16 protein-coding genes are annotated in these 20,864 nt (G+C 46.2%); 10 read left to right on the top strand and 6 right to left on the bottom strand.

Annotated elements, in window-relative coordinates; all coding sequences use genetic code 11:
* Positions 1-58: 58 nt before the first annotated feature.
* On the bottom strand, positions 59-358 hold the full coding sequence (locus tag BMW55_RS05375) for a hypothetical protein (RefSeq protein WP_089966117.1): 300 nt from the start codon (positions 356-358) through the stop codon (positions 59-61).
* A 437-nt stretch (positions 359-795) separates the two neighbouring features.
* On the opposite strand from BMW55_RS05375, the gene BMW55_RS05370 reads away from it, so the two are divergent.
* The gene (locus BMW55_RS05370; protein WP_139179450.1) at positions 796-1,809 is read left to right on the top strand and encodes a tetratricopeptide repeat protein; all 1,014 of its coding nucleotides are present in this window, start codon (positions 796-798) and stop codon (positions 1,807-1,809) included.
* Between the two features lie 330 nt (positions 1,810-2,139).
* Here the strand turns inward: BMW55_RS05370 and BMW55_RS05365 are convergent, their stop codons facing one another.
* Positions 2,140-2,649, bottom strand: coding sequence for a PadR family transcriptional regulator (locus BMW55_RS05365; protein ID WP_089966113.1), 510 nt, complete (start codon positions 2,647-2,649; stop codon positions 2,140-2,142).
* A 121-nt stretch (positions 2,650-2,770) separates the two neighbouring features.
* On the opposite strand from BMW55_RS05365, the gene BMW55_RS05360 reads away from it, so the two are divergent.
* Positions 2,771-3,991, top strand: a complete 1,221-nt coding sequence (locus tag BMW55_RS05360) for a cytochrome P450 (protein WP_089966111.1) — start codon at positions 2,771-2,773, stop codon at positions 3,989-3,991.
* Between the two features lie 656 nt (positions 3,992-4,647).
* Entirely contained in the window at positions 4,648-4,869 is a 222-nt protein-coding gene (locus tag BMW55_RS05355; RefSeq protein ID WP_089966109.1) for a hypothetical protein, read from the top strand.
* A gap of 770 nt (positions 4,870-5,639) precedes the next feature.
* Here BMW55_RS05355 and BMW55_RS05350 read toward each other — a convergent pair.
* Positions 5,640-5,930: a hypothetical protein gene (locus tag BMW55_RS05350; protein WP_089966107.1), complete on the bottom strand. Its 291-nt coding sequence runs from the start codon at positions 5,928-5,930 to the stop codon at positions 5,640-5,642.
* 291 nt (positions 5,931-6,221) lie between these two features.
* Here BMW55_RS05350 and BMW55_RS05345 point away from each other — a divergent pair, with 291 nt between their 5' ends.
* Positions 6,222-7,568: a helix-turn-helix transcriptional regulator gene (locus BMW55_RS05345; protein ID WP_089966105.1), complete on the top strand. Its 1,347-nt coding sequence runs from the start codon at positions 6,222-6,224 to the stop codon at positions 7,566-7,568.
* Positions 7,569-8,097: 529 nt separating this feature from the next.
* Here BMW55_RS05345 and BMW55_RS05340 read toward each other — a convergent pair.
* Entirely contained in the window at positions 8,098-8,784 is a 687-nt protein-coding gene (locus BMW55_RS05340; RefSeq protein WP_089966103.1) for a metal-dependent hydrolase, read from the bottom strand.
* Between the two features lie 16 nt (positions 8,785-8,800).
* The gene (locus BMW55_RS05335) at positions 8,801-9,160 is read right to left on the bottom strand and encodes a YlbF family regulator (RefSeq protein ID WP_089966101.1); all 360 of its coding nucleotides are present in this window, start codon (positions 9,158-9,160) and stop codon (positions 8,801-8,803) included.
* 215 nt (positions 9,161-9,375) lie between these two features.
* Between BMW55_RS05335 and BMW55_RS05330 the strand changes: the two genes are divergently transcribed.
* The 6 genes from BMW55_RS05330 (at position 9,376) to BMW55_RS05305 (ending at position 19,047) form a co-directional block, all read left to right on the top strand.
* The gene (locus BMW55_RS05330) at positions 9,376-10,743 is read left to right on the top strand and encodes a YheC/YheD family endospore coat-associated protein (RefSeq protein ID WP_170839757.1); all 1,368 of its coding nucleotides are present in this window, start codon (positions 9,376-9,378) and stop codon (positions 10,741-10,743) included.
* 3 nt (positions 10,744-10,746) lie between these two features.
* On the top strand, positions 10,747-11,841 hold the full coding sequence (locus tag BMW55_RS05325) for a YheC/YheD family endospore coat-associated protein (protein WP_089966097.1): 1,095 nt from the start codon (positions 10,747-10,749) through the stop codon (positions 11,839-11,841).
* A 10-nt stretch (positions 11,842-11,851) separates the two neighbouring features.
* Positions 11,852-13,234, top strand: coding sequence for a YheC/YheD family endospore coat-associated protein (locus BMW55_RS05320; RefSeq protein WP_170839756.1), 1,383 nt, complete (start codon positions 11,852-11,854; stop codon positions 13,232-13,234).
* Positions 13,235-13,247: 13 nt separating this feature from the next.
* Positions 13,248-14,573, top strand: coding sequence for a YheC/YheD family endospore coat-associated protein (locus tag BMW55_RS05315; protein ID WP_089966093.1), 1,326 nt, complete (start codon positions 13,248-13,250; stop codon positions 14,571-14,573).
* Positions 14,570-15,055: a GNAT family N-acetyltransferase gene (locus tag BMW55_RS05310; RefSeq protein ID WP_089966091.1), complete on the top strand. Its 486-nt coding sequence runs from the start codon at positions 14,570-14,572 to the stop codon at positions 15,053-15,055. Before BMW55_RS05315 ends, BMW55_RS05310 begins: the two co-directional genes overlap by 4 nt.
* 170 nt (positions 15,056-15,225) lie before the next feature.
* Positions 15,226-19,047, top strand: a complete 3,822-nt coding sequence (locus tag BMW55_RS05305; RefSeq protein ID WP_089966089.1) for a WIAG-tail domain — start codon at positions 15,226-15,228, stop codon at positions 19,045-19,047.
* 40 nt (positions 19,048-19,087) lie between these two features.
* On the opposite strand, the gene BMW55_RS05300 is transcribed toward BMW55_RS05305, so the two are convergent.
* Positions 19,088-20,503 (bottom strand): SpoVR family protein, encoded by a 1,416-nt coding sequence (locus tag BMW55_RS05300; protein ID WP_089966087.1) that lies wholly within the window; start codon positions 20,501-20,503, stop codon positions 19,088-19,090.
* Positions 20,504-20,864 lie beyond the last annotated feature (361 nt).

The raw sequence follows: 20,864 nt of genomic DNA, 5'->3' as shown, positions 1-20,864 counted from the left end.
GACGCTTTTTTCGATAAAGCTTCCTCTTTTTCTTTATGAACAGATATTCATTTTTTATTTAAACAGATTGATGGATCCTCGACTGGCCGCGTTTGGTCCTGCCATGCGTATGTCGCCAGCGGCGTTCCGCTTCCAGCCACTGTTCCCGCCGGCGAGCCTCTTCCCGGTAACGGCGAAGCAGCTCCGTTTGTTGCATCCGGCTCCAATTCGCAGCAATGGCAAGCAGGGCCAGGGTGAGCCAGGAAAATGAGAAGACGGAATCAAGCTCCCCGCTCAGCTCGACCGGAAGTTGCGGAAATGCTACAACTAAAAGGCCCAGCCCGCACAACACCCGAAACTTATGTTTATTCCTCCGCATATCTTTCTCCCCTTTGGATGTGTCTACTTCTATACCTACGTACAAGCTGCAGGGTTCATGCAAAAAAAGAGGAATGCAACCTTCTGATCGCGGGAGAGGTCAAGCCATATAAGCGGAGAATTCTCCGGACGCTCCCCTCCATCGGTTTCAGGTATCCATACGAGGAAATGTACGGGCTCACAGGTAGCTCTGACAGGTGAGCGTCGTGTATTTCGCCAGGTTCTTTTTTTATACTTCGTCCATTCTTCATAAAAAAACCGGGTCCAAATCTAAAGGACGACTTAGTAGTTGAATAAATATTTGCAAAAGAACTGGATTTCATATTTTCTTCCGTTCAAGAGATTGATATGTTTAGAAGGAACCGGATTGGCGTCCTTTCGTGTTTTAGAAATAAAAGGATAACGTTCAAAAAGAAAGTGAGGGGAGTAAGCAATCAGATGAAAAATGGTAAAGATAAGAAAAGTCCTAATGAAATTCTTAGGCAGATCATTTTTTTGATCGCCATTCCAGTTGTCGTCACTGCTGTTATCACTTTTCTCGGGGAGCCACTCATTCAATTTATTTCAGATCTAAATGGGAACAACGTCGGTGGAACTCCCGAACCTAAGAATAATCAACCTCCAAAAGATAACGAAATCCTGCAATACATTGATAAAAAAGTGAATGAAGAAATAGATGAGAATATATCTGATAAAATAAGGAGTAATGTAGAAACAGAGGTAAACGAAGTCAGAGAAGATTCAATCGCAAATGAAATGTCTTATATGAACTTTCTTCTTGCCGTTTTTGGACTTCTTGCCACGCTCTCAGGGATTGCTTTCACCCTTTACAACTATTTTCAAGTAAACACCGTCAGAAAACAGGTCAAGGAAGGAATAGAAGAGGGTCTCGATCTCTACAAGAAAAAAGTTGATGATCAGTTCCAAAAAATGAAATCCGAGATGGATGAAAGATTTGAACAACAAAAAGAAGAAATGCAGAAGACGGTCAATAAAGCCATTGAAGCGATACAAATACTGACTGAACACAGTGTCGCGATTACCAATGGAGATTTTGTCGGTCGTAAACTGAAACAAATTTCGATGGCAGAGAAAATCTACCCGGGAATACGCGGTGATTATTTAAGGGCTCTGATTTATTGGTATGAAGGGGTTTCTGAAAATACAAGAAGATACGCCATCACCTATATGGAAAAACATTTAGATAAATATCCTGATCACAAAGAGGCATGGATCCGGTTGATTGATTGGTATAATGACATGAATGAAGATTACCGGGCGATTCATACGCTTGAAACCTTATTAAAAAAATTTCCCGATGCATTTGAGGAGATCGAACTCGCTATCGATAATTGGGATTTACCCGAAGAACTTGAGAAAGAACGGAAACGAATATACGATACATACCTGCGAAAAAAAGATCAAAGTGAGCAAGATAAGCCAAAAGAGTAACTACGCACAAGTCTATTTTGATTCGAACAAGATAAGCTGAACTTCCTTAAAAAAGGAAACTCAGCTTTTTTCTTTTCCTCATTTCACCACAAACTTCAATCTAGTTCCGTCCGGAAACTTTTCCAGCTTGTCCCCAATCCAACTGCCGGATCGAATTTCAACAAGGAAATCAACTCATTACAAACCGTTTCGTTCAATTTCCAAGACCTAAAAAAACAAATCTGCTCCTCGATCGCAGGCCATTTTCATGCCAACAAAAACTCCTGAAACACCGGCAACCGAATATTCCTGTTCTTCAATGGTCAGCTGCTGGATTTTGACCACTTGGCCTCAAGTCATTTTTTGTTTCAAATCCTCAATCCAAGCCAATTCATGTTCAACCTGCGCCTTTTGAAAACGAATAACCTCGACCACAAAAGGATTTTGAGCATGGGTGTTCTCAATCCGGCGGTAAAATTTCAGTTTTTCTTGCAACACTTCCTGCCTCTTTTGCAGAATCTCCCGCCGCATGTCGGGTTCCAATCGGTCAAACAATGCCACCCGTACCAGAAATTCAGATTGGTTGGCGGCCAATTTGCTCGGGAAATCGCGAATCATGTCATGAAATATCTCTTCCCCTGTATCCGTCAACAGGTAGACGTGCCGGGCGGGTTTGCCTTCAGACTTGACGACTTCCTTCGAGATGGCGCCCATCTCCAGGAAACGGCGCAAAGCAGGGTACAACAGGTTATTATTGATTTCAAATTCCTCTCCGAGCGCCTCTTGAATGTTTTTCTTTATTTCATAACCGTGTTTGGGACCTGACAGGAGTTGCCCCAATATTAAAATCTCCGCATACATAGGCATCACCGTTGTCGAAATTTTTGTGAAAACATTTTCGCCACCTGCTTATATATGTTAAAATAACATATATAACATATGTTATTTTAACATATGTTATTATAACTAAGGAGAGGTTGGGATGAGTTCCATGAATCAAACCATCCTTTTGCACGAAATTTCGAAGCTCAAATCGAAGCAGGCGCAATGGGAACCTTTTGCCTGGTATAAAGAGATGAGGGAAAACAGCCCCGTATTTTATGATGACGAGCAGGATGCCTGGAATGTGTTTTTATATGACCATGTCAAGCGTGTGCTTTTTGATCACCAGTTATTCTCCAACAAAAAAGAGCGGAGCCTTATTCCCGTTCCCAGAGTCGATAACCGAAGCAATGTCAATTTTTGCGATCCGCCGGAGCACAGAAAACGACGGGCCATTCTTGCCCACGCGTTCACCCCTCGAAGTCTTGAGGAGTGGAAACCCCGAATCCAAGCCATTGTAGACGAATTGATCAGTGACATCGACAGCGAGACGACCGTCGATATTGTGCAAAAGCTGGCCGTTTCCCTGCCGGTTACGGTCATTGCGGAGTTGCTGGGTGTCCCTTCCAAAGACCGGGAGCAGATTAAGTACTGGTCAGATATTCTCTTTTACCCGTATGCGAAAGAAACGTATGATGACATCGCCGAGCAAAAAGAGCGGGCCATGAAGGAGTTTTATGAATACTTGTATCCCATCGTGCTGGAGAAACGGAAACATCCTCAAGATGACATCCTCTCCGACTTAACCAAAGCCGAGCTTGAGGGTGAACGATTAACGGATGAAGAAGTGGTCAGATCCGGGATCGGATTGTTGGGTGCAGGAAATGAAACCACGACGATGCTTATCTCCAACATGTTTTACTCCATGTTGTTCGACCAACCGGGCATTTATCAGGAGTTGCGGACCGATTTGACATCGGTTCCCAAGCTGGTTGAAGAAGTGTTGCGCTTCCGTTTTCCGGTTGCCATGGACCGCAAGGTCGCTCAGGATACCACCGTCTTCGGTCACAAGATGAAGAAAGGGCAAATGGTTATTGCATGGGTGGGTGCAGCGAACCGTGATGAATCCCAGTTTGCCCATGCAGAAGACTTTGATATCCATCGCCGCAACAACCAACAGCACCTGACTTTTGGATCGGGTCCGCATTTCTGTCTGGGTGCTCCGCTGGCCCGCATGGAAGCAAACATTGCTTTGACCGCCTTTGTGAAACGGTTTGCCGATATTCAGCCTGTCGAGGGGTTCGAGGTTACCGGACATTTGACCGATTCTGCGACGGGCCAGTCGCTGAAAAGCTTGCCCATCCGGTTGGAAAAGGCATAACAGCAGGGACCAAGTGGTTTATTGTCCGATATATTCCCAATATAAAGATAGCTGTAGCCCGATGGAATGACAACCTATGTTAGCATGTCTTTCCAGGAACATTGATATGCCGGCATGCGAAGACTGTATCGAAGCGTTTGGAATGGTCAGATTACAAACGGAAGAAGCCCTCGATGTTGGCGCACACGGCCCGGATGCTTTATGAAAATCATGACTTGCCAAAAAAATTCTTCTGTCAGACGTCCCCCCGACGGCTCAATTGCTTTGGGCGGGACTTTTTTTGTATTTTCCGTTGATTGTCTGCGACAGACCGGGTCCGATCGGGATATCAACATCAAAAAAAGCACTTGCCAATGATTTTAGTTCAAATAGAAAAAGTATCATTCTTTGGGTGCTGATTTGAGTCATTTCACTCATTTCAATATGGTGCTGCTCTCACATTATGCTCCTGTACAACAAACATAAAAAATTTTGGAACGACTATCACTTCATGGAACCGATGAGCACCCTGAACGAATTAAATTCTTTCGTCTATGAATACCGATCGCTTGATCTAAGTGAACAACGTCCATTTATTTATTTTTAGTACAATTGACTCTTCCAGCTCAATATTCCCATGCATAGATTGATAGTGAATGTTAGAAAGGAGGCCTACCATGAGCAAAACCAAATATCTTCCTCCACAACAATTAAGCGCAAAACATTTAGGAAAACCTACAAAGCTTCTTTTAAAGAACGGGAAAGTACTTTATGGAACGATAAAAGAAATACGCAGCAATGGCATTATATTTATTCCGGCTAGTGAGGTTCGGTCTAAATTGTTCGTTCCGTTCATCTTCTTTCCATTTGGTTTCTTTGTCGGATTTGTCATTTTTTAAAACACCTGTGATCCCATCCAGAGAATGGCCAGCCTATGCGACCGATTGGGCTGGTTTTTTTCAGATGTGATCTCAGGACGCAAAGTCACATCCCTGGATGAAAGCCCGCTCCTGATTTTGTGTTTCGTTTCCGCTCCAATATGCAACGTCAGAGTCGCTCCACCTGAAAACAAATTCCTCCGCTCACTTAAAACACCTATGAATAACCTCCAGAGATCTAAGCAAAATCGTTTCGTGTTATGGTTCGGTATGATTACGTATTCGAAGGTTAGCGTTGCGCCTATTCCGGGTTTAACTCTCTGAAGAAAAATCCTGTTCTGCCTTGCATATGCATTTAGGGTACTTTTACAGGGGGTTTAAAGAAAAAATAATCTCTTCACTTTAGGTTTATTCACCTAAAACGTCCCGCCTAAAGCGCACGGCAATAGACAGGACGTTACTGACGTTATTTATTCCTCATCGCGGGCGGAACCGGAATTCGCCCGCTTTATTTCGCTTAAACTCACACATTTATAGTCAAAATTGTTTTCAAGTACAATTTCATCCCCGTTGACTTCCTCTATCGTGTAGCCTTTTCCCCGGTAAATGACGTAAACACTTGATTAAGACTTCCCTTTGTTCCATTATTATTCACTCCTGTTGAATCGGAACTGGTTTTTAAGCGTTCCACTCCCATCCAATCACATTTTCATTTGACTTTCTGAATTGCTATAATAAAGTTGCGTCAAAATATTTTTTCTGGAGCCATATTGTATGGCTCTTTTTTCTTTTTAGGCGAAAATGTCTTGAGTGCGTCCTGTTAGAATCTTTGTTCCTTTCTCAATCTCCACATAAATCAAGTCAAGCATGGGAATGGAGAGCACCTCACCATGAACGTCCACCAGGTGAACATATGAAAGTCTGCGCGACGGATGGTAATTGACGTTGCATTTAACCCAAACCGTTCCGTCCTCGTTTTGAAAAGTTTCTGTTTCAATGACTTCATTTTGCGGGCGTTGTTTTAAATCGACAATAAACGGCTTGACATTGTTCGTTTTCCCACCTACCAAAACGGTTAGCATAAAAATTCCTCCTTCTGTTAAAGTTGGTAAAACTTTTGTCAAGACTGGATTTGACAAATAAATTGTAATATAATTCCATATAGTTACACAATACAAATTTAATTTAATATCTATTACTTGTATTTGTTATACATCTTCTACGCCAAAGCTTATCTATTTCGATGGAGTTATTCATAACTTAAAAGTACAAAATAGATCTTTTGTACCCTCTGTTCGGACTATTGTGTATAAATGAAATATCAATACAACGAGAATGAAATAATATCAAATCGCTGAACGAGGTGAAAACCGATGATTTTCGGACTAGACCCTAGCATTACACGGTATGTTGTCCGAAAGATTAGAAAGGAAAAGAAATTAAGGCAGGATGATTTATCAGACAAAAACATGTCCTATGGAACAATAAGCAATATTGAACGTGGTGTCGGGCATGTTGACGAGCAAACCATCTACAAGTATTTAGGCAAGTTAGGGCTCACTGAAAAAAGGTTAAAACAGTTAGTTAACATAGAGAAAGAAAGAATCAACGATGTAACCATTTATCTGGAAACCGTCGAATCCATGCTGGACAACAATAAACTTGAAGAAGCGGAAAAAATGTTAAAAGAAATTCAGCTGGATCGTTATCACCCGTTGGCTCCCTATTACACTTATTTAGAAGGACGGTTTTACAGAGAAAAGAATTATTTTAATAAAGCTGAACAAAGTTACAAGCTCGCAATCCGATTGCATAAGCAGTACAATCTGTGTTACAGGCATAACATTGCCGCCACGTGTTACAACGGGTTGGGCATTCTTAATTACAGACAAAATAACTTAGAAGAAGCGCTATACTATACTGATGAAGGACTATCAGAATTTGACGAAGACAAAGGCGGAAAGGATATCAAATATCATTTGATTGGAAATAAAATTTTGTATTTAATCAACTTATCGCAATACGAACCCGCTAAACAGGTGTTAGATGAAGCTTGGTCGTCAATTTCGCAAATAGACAATATAGGAATTGTACTTAACCTTTACCGTTTTAAATCAATCATATTGCGGAAAATGAAACGTTACGCTGATGCCATTGACGTATGTAAAGAAGGGATTGATATTGCCCGCCGTAACCGCATTCAAAACCGTTATTTAGACTTGGTTACCGTCTTAGGAAGTATTTATTTATATCAAAAGCAGATTGAGAAGGCTAAACGACTATTTAAACTCGTACTTAGATACGATTCTCAGGGTAACTTTCCCCGAAGCCGAATTGATGCCTTAACTTACTTGGCAATTACTGAAACGTATGAAAACAACTGGACAGAAGCGGAAGAAAACATAAGAAGTGCGTTGGAAATCGCCCGGGACGTTTCACAACATTTCCGATTGTCCAAAGCGTTGATTGTATGCGGGAACATCTTTGCGGAGCAAGAGAAATATAAAGAAGCGGTGATTTATTATCAGGAAGCTGTGCAACTCACTGAAAAAAGCGGGTACAAACAGAGGCAATATTCCGCTTTATTGCAGTTGGCGTACTGTTTTGATAAGATGGCATTAAAAAGCGATTTTGAAATGTCTATGAGAAAACTTCTTAACATTCAACGGGAACTAAATCTGCAAAGTGAGGATGAACTTTATGACCTTCGTAATTGCTAAAATGGGCGACGATGATACTACCGAGTAGGGAAATTACGCTTAATAACAGAGGAATTAAATCTGCAAAGTGAGGATGAGCTTTATGACCTTCATTATTGCTAAAATGGGCGACGATGATACAACCGGCGGAAGTTACATTTAATTACGTATAACACAGAAGACGGTAACGTACCACGCGTTACCGTCTTTTTTACTACGATTCTTTGTGATTTCTGCCGGAGCGGAAATTACTATTCGTTTCTGGTCAAGATGCTGTATTTAAATGTTAGCTACTTCTTTTATTCTCCGGTATCTAACATTAACAGCATAATAACTTTGTCTCGTTAACCGCTATATGAGCGCGTGTCTATATCGCTGAATAGCTTTTTTAGTTCCTTTTCCGTAAAACCTCTAAGGTTATCATGCTTTCACACACAAAAAAAAGAGACGGTTTTCCGGGGCCGTCTCTACCAAAGGGGGTTTTCATCCTGGTTATATTTTAGAGGATGTACATTACAATCGGGTTACAGAAAATTTACAAATACATATCTTATATCGAAATGCTCTCTCCCACCGCTAATGCCGTTCCTTTGATCCCTTTTTTCTCAAGCGCTTTGACAAAAGCCTCGCCGTCTTGTTCAATCGGCGGCCAGGTATTGTAATGCATCGGAATGACATGTTCGGCGTTGACCCACTCGGCGGCGATCAAAGCATCTTCCGGACCCATGGTGAAATTGTCCCCGATCGGAAGCATGGCCAGATCGATCTTTTTGTTCATGCCGATCAGCTTCATGTCGGAGAAGAGACTGGTATCCCCGGCATGGTAAATCGTTTTGCCTCCAAGCGTCAAAAGGAAGCCGGCCGGATTGCCCAGATAGATGATCTCTTTATTCTCAGTGATATATGCACTGCCGTGGAAGGCCAGGGTCATCTTCACGCGGCCAAACTCAAAATTGAAGCCGCCTCCGTGCTGCATTCCGTGTGTGTTTACCCCTTGCCAGCCGAGCCAGGTTGCCAACTCAAACGGAGCAATCACCGTGGCATTGTTATTTTTGGCGATGGTTACCGTATCCCCCACATGGTCTCCATGTCCGTGGGTGAGCAAAATATAGTCTGCCCGGATATCCTCCGGCTTCGCTTTGGCGACCGGGTTGCCGGTGAGGAACGGATCGATGATCAAACGGTGCTTTTCGTGCTCGATTTCAAAGCAGGAATGGCCGTGAAACGTGATCTTCAAGAGATTTTCCTCCCTCTTATGTAGATGTCTTTTCAGGCTTGCCGAGCAATTCTTCCACCGGCTCCATGATGATTTTCTGGAGATCGCTCAGCAGAATGGCAAACCTTTCTTCCGCCTGTAAATAGCTGGTCAAAGCGGGGACACCTTGAATGGCTGTCACCAGCATGTTCAGCTCATCGTTCAGTTCAGGTGACGGTTGCTTTCCCTGCATATGAAGAAGCTGCACTTCCTGTTGCTTTTTCCGGAATGTTTCCAGCATCTCCGCGAATTTGGGATTGCTGTTCACTTCTTCTTTTGCCTTCTTCAACTCCTGGTAAACATCCGATGCACGGATGCTGCGGGCCAGTTCATGGGCTCGGTCATAAGGATTTACCATCGTTTCACCTCCCTAACCATCCCCCATCTTTTTAATTATCATAAACTCCGTTCCTCTGCCAACGGATGAAGTGATGCCAAGCCTTTTTTTTTCACCCTAATATACATGCCTACATACCATACATTAGTTATTTAAGGCGGAAGGGGATTGTCATGGGGCTTTCAAGAGTACAAATTCAAGTTATACCCGAAAGCCAATTTCCTAGAAACATCAACATGGTTATGAGTCGGGTTTTAGCAAAAAAACTGGAAATTCACACGCAACCGTTCTGGGTAACCTTTGGTTCGGCTGCCGGTACCGGATCGATCGCATTGAACTCGACCAACAGCAATCTCATCCGGATGAGCTCCAGGCTGGCGTCAGAGTTGCGGATGACCAATCAATCTTTGATCAATGCCCAATTTGACCCCCATTCTCTCCGCTTGCGATTTGGTCCTTTGCTTGGGATCCTGATCAATGCCCATCCGCAAGTAAATCAAGAGCAAGTCTTTGGCGTCATCACCAAATTTTTGGATGAATGCGCAATCGCCGGGCAATCACGGGGGCTCCGGGTGGCAGTTTTTGCTCCCGAACAAATCCAGATGGATAGTAAAACGATCCATGGATGGATCCGGGAAAAGGGGAAATGGCTCCATACCCATTTACCTTTCCCAGATGTGATATATAACCGAATCACCTCAAGAAGAGTGGAACAGCAAGAAAAATTGCAGCAAAAGCTCGAGCGCTTGAGAAACCATTACCGGATTCCGATTTTTAATGAAAAATTCCTCAATAAATATCAAGTGCATCAGATTCTCATACGTGATCCTCAGATCTGTCAAATGCTGCCGGAAACCTACCCCTTTCATGCCAACCGGCTGAGAGAGATGTTCAGGAGGCATCCGGTATTATACTTAAAACCGAACAACGGCAGCCTGGGTTCCGGGATCATCCGCGTCCTGAAAGGAGACGGAAAATGGATTTACCAGTCCGCCACGCCCAACGGAACGCTCACGCGCACGACCAATACATTGACAGAAATGACGAAGATCCTGACCAGGCGTATCGGCCGCCAGCCTTACCTGGTCCAACAAGGCTTAACCCTGGTCAAATTGGGAAGCCGGCAAGTGGATTTCCGGGTTCTTGCGCAAAAGAACAGACTTGGCCAATGGCAGATTACATCCATTGTCGGGCGGATTGCCAATAACCAGCACATCGTGTCCAATGTGGCCCGGGGGGGCACATTGCTCAAAGCTGCCGATGTGCTGGCCGATCTGGGCCGTATTCCCAATAAACCCACTGTGACCGGACTTCGCAACATCGCACTGGAAATATGCAATACCTTTGAGAGATTGGCTGACGGACATTTTGCCGAACTCGGGATTGATCTCGCCATTGACCAAAATGGAAAGGTCTGGCTGATCGAGATCAATTCCAAACCTTCCAAATCGGATGACACCGTCACCAACCCGACCCTTCCCACACGGCCTTCAGTTACCAGGCTGATCGATTATATTTTCTTTCTGACAGGTCTACAGCAAAAGAAAAATCATTCTCCTCCTTCGCCACCAGTTAAATCACGACCCACCCGAAGGAGGAAATAAACGATGAACAAAGCATTGGGAATCATTGTCTGCTACACACAAAAAACCAAAACCCCCCCCTTTCCGGAAGCATCTTATTTCAGGCAGTTAACCGAAGAAGGAAAACCATTCGGAATCTCCGTATCCGTTTTCAGTCCCAAAGAGATCAACTGGAAAACACGCACGGTACCCGGCTGGTCTATAGGGGCCGACGGCCGGTGGCATCGCAGTGTTCAGCCTCTTCCCTCCCTCATTTATGATCGTTGTTATTATCTGGACAGCCGCGTTTACCTTTCCTATAAACCTTATGTCCAGCGCATTATCCAAGATCCCCGGATCCGCCTCTTGGGAAGGGCGCTGGGGGGGAAGCACCAAACCTATGAAATTCTCAAAAAAAGCGCGGAGATTCAACCCTTCTTGCCCGTGACCATCCGCTATCAATCGCCGCAAGATGTGATTCGCTTTTTACATGAACATTCCTCTGTGCTGATCAAACCGAATGGGGGGAGCCACGGACGGGGGGTGGTGGCCATTACCCGACTGGCCCGCGGATTCGAAGTGCGCGGACGTTCGAAATCCAATCAAGCGTTTCAGGTTGTAATCAAAAATGAGGATCAGTTGAAGCACTGGGTTCAAACATTCATCCAAGACACCCGCTATATTATCCAGCCTTTCCTGAAGCTTCACACTCCCGACCAACGCCCGTTTGACCTTCGGATTCTGGTGCAAAAAAATGAGCGCAAAGAATGGGAAACCACCGGAATGGCGCTGCGGATCGGTAGGGTAGACTCGATTACATCCAATCTGCACGGAGGAGGCCAAGCCGCTTCTCTTCGTCCTTTTTTGGATCAAAATTATCCGAGGAATCTGGTTCCCGACATTTTGAAAAAAATCGAAACGGTAAGTTCGGTTGTGCCTCCTTATATAGAAAAACACCACGGGCCCTTGGTCGAACTGGGATTGGATCTGGGAATTGATCGACAAGGTCATGTATGGCTGCTGGAAGTAAATTCAAAACCAGGACGATCCGTTTTTTTGAAAACAGGAGAACTGGAAATCCGCCGTCGTGCGGTCCGGCTTCCAATCTTGTATGCAAGATCCCTGCTCATGGGCACCTAGGAGGGTAAGTATGAGTTCAATCATATGTCAAACACTTCTACACACTCAAACTCCGTCTAAAGCGATCGTTCTCAGTCAATCTCTCATGGATGAATGGGGTTGCGCGAACGGACAGTCCATCAAAGTAGAAATCGGCAATAAGTCAATGATTGCACGCGTAGCGAGGATGAAGAGCACAGGAAATAAAATCATCTTATCTCCGAATGTTACCCGTCAGCTCTATCTCCCCTATACCGGACTGACCAGAGCCACTTTTTTCAATAAGCGTTTGAAATTGGGCCCCGTCATCGGAATTTTGACCACGGGTTACACGGGAAATCCAGCTCAACCGTTCGGTGCCCGCTCCCTGCTGTTTCGCAGCTTTATTCAGGCCGGAATGAGTGAGAGGCCATTTATCTATGTGTTTACCCCACAAATGGTGGATTGGCAAAATAGAACGATTTCCGGGTGGTATTTCATCAAAGATTCCAAAGGAAACATGCGCTGGGTTCAGCGAACCTCTCCCTTTCCGGATGTGATTTATGAACGCGTTCCCAACCGGAAAGCAGAATCCCTGCCCCATGTTCAATCTTGCTTGATCAGACTGAAGGAGTCAGGGCAATGTAAAATTTTTAACCAGGGTTTCTTCAATAAATGGTCGATCCACGTATGGCTCAACAATCATCCGAGCACGGCCGAATTTATACCGGAAACCTATTTATCCCCTTCCATCCAAACCCTGCATAACATGTTGGAAAAACACCAGATGGTGTATCTCAAACCCAGCGGCGGAAGTTTGGGACTCGGTATTTTTCGCATCACCCGCCATCCCAAGGAAGGTTACTTCTGCCGCTTCCACCAGGGAGAGAAAAATGTGCTCCATCGCTTCCATTCATTGGAAAAACTGATCCAGCACTATTTTGGCAGCAGCAGATCGGGACGATTTAAAAAGTATCTCGTACAACAAGGAATTCGGCTGATCAAATATCAGAACCGCCCCGTGGATTTTCGCGTGCATATGCATAAAGACAGAACCGGCCAGTGGCGGGTCGTTGCCATCGGCTCCAAGGCCGCAGGACCGGGCTCCGTTACGACCCATATCCGGACGGGAGGATCTGTCCTCTCCACTGATGATCTGTTACATCGGGTGTTTAAGAAATCGGCAAAAGAGGTTGAAGCATCCATCAAAAATACGGCTATTCTCATCGCCCAAGTTTTGGAACAGCAGGTAAACGCTCCGCTCGGGGAACTGGGAATGGATATGGGAGTCGACCGAAACGGACGCGTTTGGCTGTTCGAAATCAATTCCAAACCGGGCCGCCACATCTTTTTGCATCCCAGCCTGAGGGAAGCAGGTTGGCAATCGGCCAAATTCATTACCGATTACAGCTTAAAATTAGCCAATTTTATTTAAAGGGGGCATTCAAGTGAAAATACCCGAAGCGGGCTGGTTATCTCTCGGCCACAACCAACAACCCCTTGTTTTCGTTCCTCTGAAGCGCTATCAAAATCGTACGTATCCCGATATGCTCCCTGTGATTCTCGGAAGCCGGACCCCGGCTCAGATCGCCGTCCGGCATTCGCCATTCAACAACGATTCACCGCTGTACACGCCGGCCAGGGTCAAGCAAGTGGCAGAAAAGAAATATCAGATAGGACCTTTCATCGGAATTTTAACCACGGATGAGGGGAAGCCGTTTGGCGGAAATCACAATAATTTTGCCGATCTTATACGAATGGGCAGAACCATGGGTGTCACCGTTTTTGTTCTGACACCCAAAAGCCTTCAGTCCAATGAATCCACGATCCCCGGCTATCTGCTGGACCACCGTTCCGGCAATATCCGTTGGTTGCCCGCCAGACTCCCTATTCCTGATGTTGTCTACAACCGGATTCCCAGCCGGAAATCGGAACAGTCAAAAACCGTGCAGGCAGCCATTCACAAGTTGAAACACCATCTCAGGGTGCACTTTTTCAATCCCGGCTTTTTTAACAAATGGACGCTGTATCAACATCTGCTTGAGTCGGAAGAGTTGAAATCATTTGTTCCTGAATCGGTCCGGTTCCAATCCCCGAAGGCGTTGAAACAGATGCTCGCCCGGTATCCCTTTCTTTATCTCAAACCGGTTGACGGCAAAGCGGGGATCGGAATCATGCGGATATCGGCTCAACAACAAAGATATGAGATCATCCATCAATCCATGCGCAGCAAGAAAAAATATTTCCCCTCGTCACCGGACTCACTGTGGTCGATCATTCAAAAATTGTGTCAAAAACGGCCGTATGTCCTGCAACAAGGCATTCCGCTCGCCACTTACCACGGCAGGCCGTTTGACGTTCGCATGCTGCTGCAGAAGGACGGAACCGGGCGTTGGGGCTTAACCGGAGCGGGTGTCCGGGTTGCGGGAGACACCGCGATTTCCACGCATGTTCCCATGGGCGGGAGAATCGAAAATATTCATACTGTATTGAAAGCGGTATTCGGCATGAATCAAGAAGCGGTTTACCGGCGAATCGAAGAGATCGGACTGCGGATCGCCAAGTTTATCGAATCAAAACAACCCTCCCAACTGGGTGAAATGTCCATCGACCTCGGGGTGGAACCGAACGGGAAGATGTGGTTCTTTGAAGCGAACGCCAAACCGATGAAATTTGATGAGCCGGAGATTCGCGCCCGTTCACTGCGCAAGCTGATCGAATACAGCCTTTATCTCAGCGGATACAAGCCGGTGCTGAGGGGAGTCAGCTCATGAACATCCGAAGCATTTCGCCTGCCGAATTGGAGCGCGTTCGTCCTGCGATCGTCCGGTTTATGCGCAAATACGGAGATGGCCGGATAACTCATCATGCCATCCGGTGGTTTCAACGCCTGAAACCGGAAGGATGCAAAGAAGGGACATTGGTGGCAGCTGCATTGGACGGAAAGAAAGTGACGGGAGTCATCGTATTTGGAAATTTCGGATTAGACGAATCATTTGTCGCCGTTCATCCCGCCTATCGTAAGCAAGGAGTGGGGGAAGCTCTATTAAGATACTCCATAGAGAAGTTAAAAAAAGTGTATACGCGCGTCGCTTGTGATAATATTGCCAGTCTCAAGCTCTGTTTCACCTGCGGGCTGGCCGCATTTCGGCTGATCAAAGGACCTACCGGCAAGCCGACTTTATGGTTGGGCGGCGGAGAATGGAATCCCGAAGAGGTCGTTCCCGCAGCAAAGAAAACCAAACCCTTTGCCTAGTCAAGCAAAGGGTTTGGTTTTTTGTAAATGGAGATGGAGAGCATCCCCCACGGCTCCTAGCTGACCCGATCACCGGGCATCCATCCAATTTTTGCATAGATGGTTTCCACGTTTGCCTTTGATGAATATACCTAAATATAAATGAGTACGCCGAGAAAGGATGAGGCTTCGTGAAGAAAAGCAGATCCCACTCTTCTCGCAAAAAAAGATCTTACAGTCATATGCAGGACGAGATCATCTTAGAAGAGTTAATCAAGCTGGAAAAGAAAGAACTCGAAAAGAAAGAGCTGGAGAAAAAGGCAGCCAAGCAAGCCCCATCGTCCGACACACCGTCTGCTTCGGAAATAAAGCGCGCCGTGTCTGAGCAGCCTGCGAAAAAAGAGCCGGCAAAACAAGAGGCTGAACACCGGCTGGCGACGGTTAAAAAAGTCCGCAACCCAGGCAACACCAACCAACCTGTCATCTATACGGATGATTTGGCTGACGCTCTTATTACAACAGAAAAACTCGCCAATCAAGCTGTGGATGGCTCAAAAATAAAAAAAGGCGTAATCGCCAGAGATCATTTGGAAAACGAAATCATCAGCGAATCCAAGTTAGCGGGGGAAGCCGTTACATCTTCCAAAATTGCGCGCCGCTCCATTAAAGAATTCCATCTGGATGCAGATTGTATCACCGGTGAGAAAATCGCAAGGGAAGCCATCCAGGGCAAGCACATCAAAGAAAACGGAATTCCCGGTGACCGGTTGATGGATCACAGTATTGACGGAACCAAACTCAAAGAACGGACGATTTTCGGCCACCATTTGGGAGTCGGCCATATTCAGGGCGAGCACTTGGCGGATCAGTCCATCAGCGGAGCCAAATTGAAAAGCAGTTCCGTCGAGACCATCCACCTGGCAAATCATGTCATCAACAACGCGAAACTGGCGGATTTATCCGTCTCCACAGCCAAGATTCAGGATGAGGCCGTTACCGAAGAAAAACTGTCCAAAGAAGCCGTAACGAGCGGAAAATTATCTCCCCAGTCCATTCAATCCCGCCATATATCGAATGATGCGATCCAGACCCTTCACCTGCAAAACGGCATCATCACTTCAAGCAAACTAGCCGCCCAATCGGTGGGAAGCAGCCATCTTCAAGAAGCATCCATCCAAACGAAACACCTGGGGAAACAGATTATCCATGAAGAACAACTGGCTCCGTATTCAGTAACCTCTGAAAAGATCGCACCTCAATCCATTGATTCGATCATGATTAAGGATCAAACGGTCCAAACCCATCATCTCCAGTCCAAGATCATACAAAGCAACCACCTTGATGACAGATCTGTGGGCAAGTCGCACATTCAAGAGGGAAGTATCGGTGAAGAGCATATTTCCGACAATTCCGTTCCGGGCTCCAAACTGGCGGACCGCTCTGTCACCGCTCAAAAAATCGCTTCGGACTCCATCTCAAATGAACATCTGCGCGATCAATCCATCAGTGGCCAAAAAATAAAAAATGAGTCGATTACCCAGGAGAAATTGGCCAAGGAAGCCGTCACCCCGGACAAAATCGCGCCTGCTTCGGTCCGTGCCTGCCATCTGTCAGAGGAGGCCGTCCAATCCCATCATTTGGCCGATGAGATCATCACTTCCAAAAAGATTTCACCGCATTCCGTTGGAAGCGAACATATAGAAGAATACGCGATCTCAAACAGGCATCTGGGGAAAAATATCATTCAAGAGGATCATATCTCTGATCGCTCTGTGACTGCATCGAAAATCGCCCCTCAGTCCATCCAATCGGATATGATCCAGGATCAAGCCGTAGAGGCCAAACACTTAAGTCCCAGATCCATCCAAGAACAGCATCTGCAAGAACAAAGCATCAACAAATTCCATATCCAGGATGAGAGTATCTGTGAGCAGCACATCGCCAACAACTCCATCCCGGGTTCCAAACTGGTGGACCGTTCCATCACGACTTCCAAACTTTCACCCGAATCCATCTCCACCGACAAGATCATTAATTATTCCATCACTGCCGACAAATTGGCTGAAGGGTCCGTCTCCTCAAGCAAATTAGCTCCTCACAGTGTTCTGGATAAACATCTCAATGAAGGAATCATCTCATCCAGACACATTGACGCAGAACAGATACAGACTTGGCATTTGGCTGAAGGTTGCGTAACCTCCAAGCAGTTGGCCAGCGAAGCCGTTGACGGCCGGCATCTCGCCGATCAGTCTGTCAGCTCCCGACATCTCATGGATGAACAAATCGAACACCGGCATCTGGCAGACGGATCTGTAACTTCCGGCAAATTGGCTGAAGAGTCTGTTCAGAGCGAACATCTCCAAGATGATGTCATCCTGTCCCGCCACATCTCCGACAAACAAATTGAAGCACGCCATTTGGCCGACGGTTCAGTAACCTTCCACCATTTAGCCGATGATTCCGTCGATACCCGGCATCTCATGGATCAATCCGTAACCTCCGGCAAATTGTCAATCCAATCCGTTCACAGTGAGCATCTTGCCGATCAGGCCGTGCTTGCCCGTCACATCCAGCATAAACAGATCGAAGAACAACATCTCGCAGACAAAGCCGTGTCCTCCGCCAAGTTGGCAGGTAACGCCGTTCACTCTGAACATCTTGCCGACCAGGCTGTGCTTGCCCGTCACATCCAGCATGAACAGATCGAAGAACAACATCTCGCGGACAAGGCCGTGTCCTCCGCCAAGTTGGCAGGTAACGCCGTTCACTCTGAACATCTTGCCGACCAGGCTGTGCTTGCCCGTCACATCCAGCATGAACAGATCGAAGAACAACATCTCGCGGACAAGGCCGTGTCCTCCGCCAAGTTGGCAGGTAACGCCGTTCACAGTGAACATCTTGGCGATCAGGCCGTGCTTGCCCGTCACATCCAACATGAACAGATCGGAGAACAACATCTCACGGACAAAGCCGTGTCCTCCGCCAAGTTGGCAGGTAACGCCGTTCACAGTGAGCATCTTGCCGATCAGGCCGTGCTTGCCCGTCACATCCAACATGAACAGATCGAAGAACAACATCTCGCGGACAAAGCCGTGTCCTCCGCTAAGTTAGACGGTAACGCCGTTCTTTCGCAACATATCCAACATGAACAAATCGAGGAACGCCATTTGAAAGACCGATCCGTTACCTCGAAAAAATTAGCGGAGAAATCCATTCAAAGTGATCATCTGGCCAAACATTCCGTGCTTTCTTTCCATATTCAAGAAGAACAAATCACCGAGCGGCATTTGGCAGACCAATCCGTCGTTGCTTCCAAACTGGCCGACGGGGCCGTGGAAGCCCGCCATATTCAAGAAAAACAGATCCATGATTTTCATCTGCGAGACAACTCCATTACGGGAGAAAAAATCGCAGACGGCTCGATCGGAATCGAGAAACTGAACTTCAATCCGCTTCCGCTCCAACCAATGGTCTTGTCAGGTGCGCAGGACTTTCATTTAGAAGATGGAGAAAATAATCAATTGCTGGAAATTCCGTTGCCCAACAGCCCAACGTCCCCTTATGTCGTGGTAGCCATGACGGATCAGCCTTTCTGCTTTGCCAGCCTGGTCAATCGGTCAAAGAGCGGATTCACCCTGAGGGTGCAAAGAGCAGGTCAACCAACCCATTCCGTTCAAGGGAACATTTTCTGGATCGCCAACTTCCCGCTAACGACAGGGTTCCCTCATATGGATGCATTTGCTGAGGAGTCCGGGGAAAAAGAGGTCGCCAATATCCACTCCGTATCCCCTGGCAAAACGAAACCGGATGAACCGGCAGTTCGAGCTGAAGAACCGACAGAATCCCGGATCGCGACTTCTGACATTAAAAAGGATGAAGAGTTGAATGAGTGCTGCTCCTCCAGGGCAGACCACCGTCATGAGAAGTCCGGAGCCGGCCCTTCCTGCGAGGAACCCGGGACTGCCAATAAAAATGAATCCAATCATGATGATCTGATGAACTGGTGGGATTGATAGAGGCTCCGGGTTAACTTTCCCGGAGCCTTTTTTTCACCTATAGAAATCTTCGTGTACATTTTTTTCCATTATAGCAAAACACGACTGGACGGTTTTCAATCACCGTTTCCAAATAGACCGATCGTCCCCACAAGGCGTACACGTGCGGGAGGGTTCTTTCCAAGTATTTCAGATCCAATTCCACACCCTCGAATTGGTGTACCAGGTACAGTTCTCCATTTTGCAGATAATCTCCATCTTTAACCAGAATTACCGGATGACCCCCGTTGACCCTGCTTGCCACCAGCTGGTCCCGGACCTGCTCCCAACTCTTATCCGTGATCGTCCAATCATTCCCCTGTCGGGCGAAAACATACATGTCCATCTCTTCTACCAATTCCTTGGTCAAATAATTGCGAATAAAGGATATATCCGAGTCCATTTCCCGCACCTCAAAAATTTTCCGCCTGCCTTGACCGGGTTTACGTCCCAATTCTTTCATCTCTTGTTCTGTGGGATGATCCCACCTGCGTTCAATATCCTCAAAAATCTTTAATCCCAGATAATAAGGATTGATGGATGTGGTCGACGGCTGAAGAACGGAGGCATTCAGCTTGGCAAATTCAATGGTTTCCGCATCCGTCAAATCCAGTTCCCTCATAATGCGGATATGCCAGTAGGAAGCCCATCCCTCATTCATGATCTTCGTTTCCAGCTGCGGCCAAAAATAGAGCATCTCGTCGCGGATGATGGTTAAAATGTCCTGATGCCAATCGTCGAGCACCCGGCTGTGCTGCATGATAAACAACAGCAAATCTTTTTCCGGTTCTTCCGGGAAGCGGCGCCTCTCCGGCTTTTCCCGTACTTCTTCCTTTTCTTTGCGTTCATCCAGGCTCCACAAATCATCATAAGGAGTTACCCGTCGTTTTTTTACGGCAGGAACGGGTTTGGATTTATAACGATTTCTGAGATCAATCAGGCTGGGGTTGATATGCTCCTGAACCGCAAGCGCATGATCCAGAAACGTTTCGACAACCTCTTTTCCGTACTCGATTTCATACCCCCGGATCCTTTCGGCACTGGCCGCCATACTCTCGACCATGTCGCGTGAAGTGTTGGAAAAACGCACATTGTTTTTAAAGAAGTCGCAATGGGCCAACACATGGGCTACAATCAATTTGTTTTGTATCAAACTGTTTCCTTTTAACAGAAAGGCGTAACATGGATTGGAGTTGATCACCAGCTCATAGATTTTGCTCAGGTTGAGATCATATTGCAGCTTCATTTTATGAAAGGCTTTCCCGAAACTCCAATGCGAAAAGCGTGTCGGCATCCCGTAGGCGCCAAACGTATAAATGATGTCGGCCGGACAGATCTCGTAGCGCATCGGGTAAAAATCGAGGCCAAACCCCTTCGCGACTTCCGTTATTTCATCAATAGCGCGTTCCAACGCTTTTAATTCATCATTATTCATTTGACATCCCTTCCTCGCCCGGAATTTTTTTCCCTTGGGTTTGAGATGTCTCAGGTCGGTGAAAGCTGGCGCGTGAAACTCTTCCGATCCGTGTCAGAGAACCTGGATGGTTGACACCCAAGGCAGCAGAAAGGACTAGATCGTCAAGCGTTCCGATCGCTTGACCCCCTTCTTTTCAATGATGCTTTCTATACAACTATTAAATGCATCGCTTCAAAAAAAAGTAAGTGCTGATCATCCATTGAACCGGCATATTTTCCACATGGAGATACAAAAATGAAAAAAGGGGTTAGTATAATTATACAGAATTTTCTTTCAAAAATCAAGCCCTCACTCCGGTCAGGCATCCTGCTCCCGGGCA

This window comes from Lihuaxuella thermophila (assembly GCF_900110165.1).
Lineage (GTDB): Bacteria > Bacillota > Bacilli > Thermoactinomycetales > Thermoactinomycetaceae > Lihuaxuella > Lihuaxuella thermophila.
The sequence above is the reverse complement of the archived record's forward strand: the minus strand, read 5'-3'. Positions and strand labels throughout refer to the sequence as shown.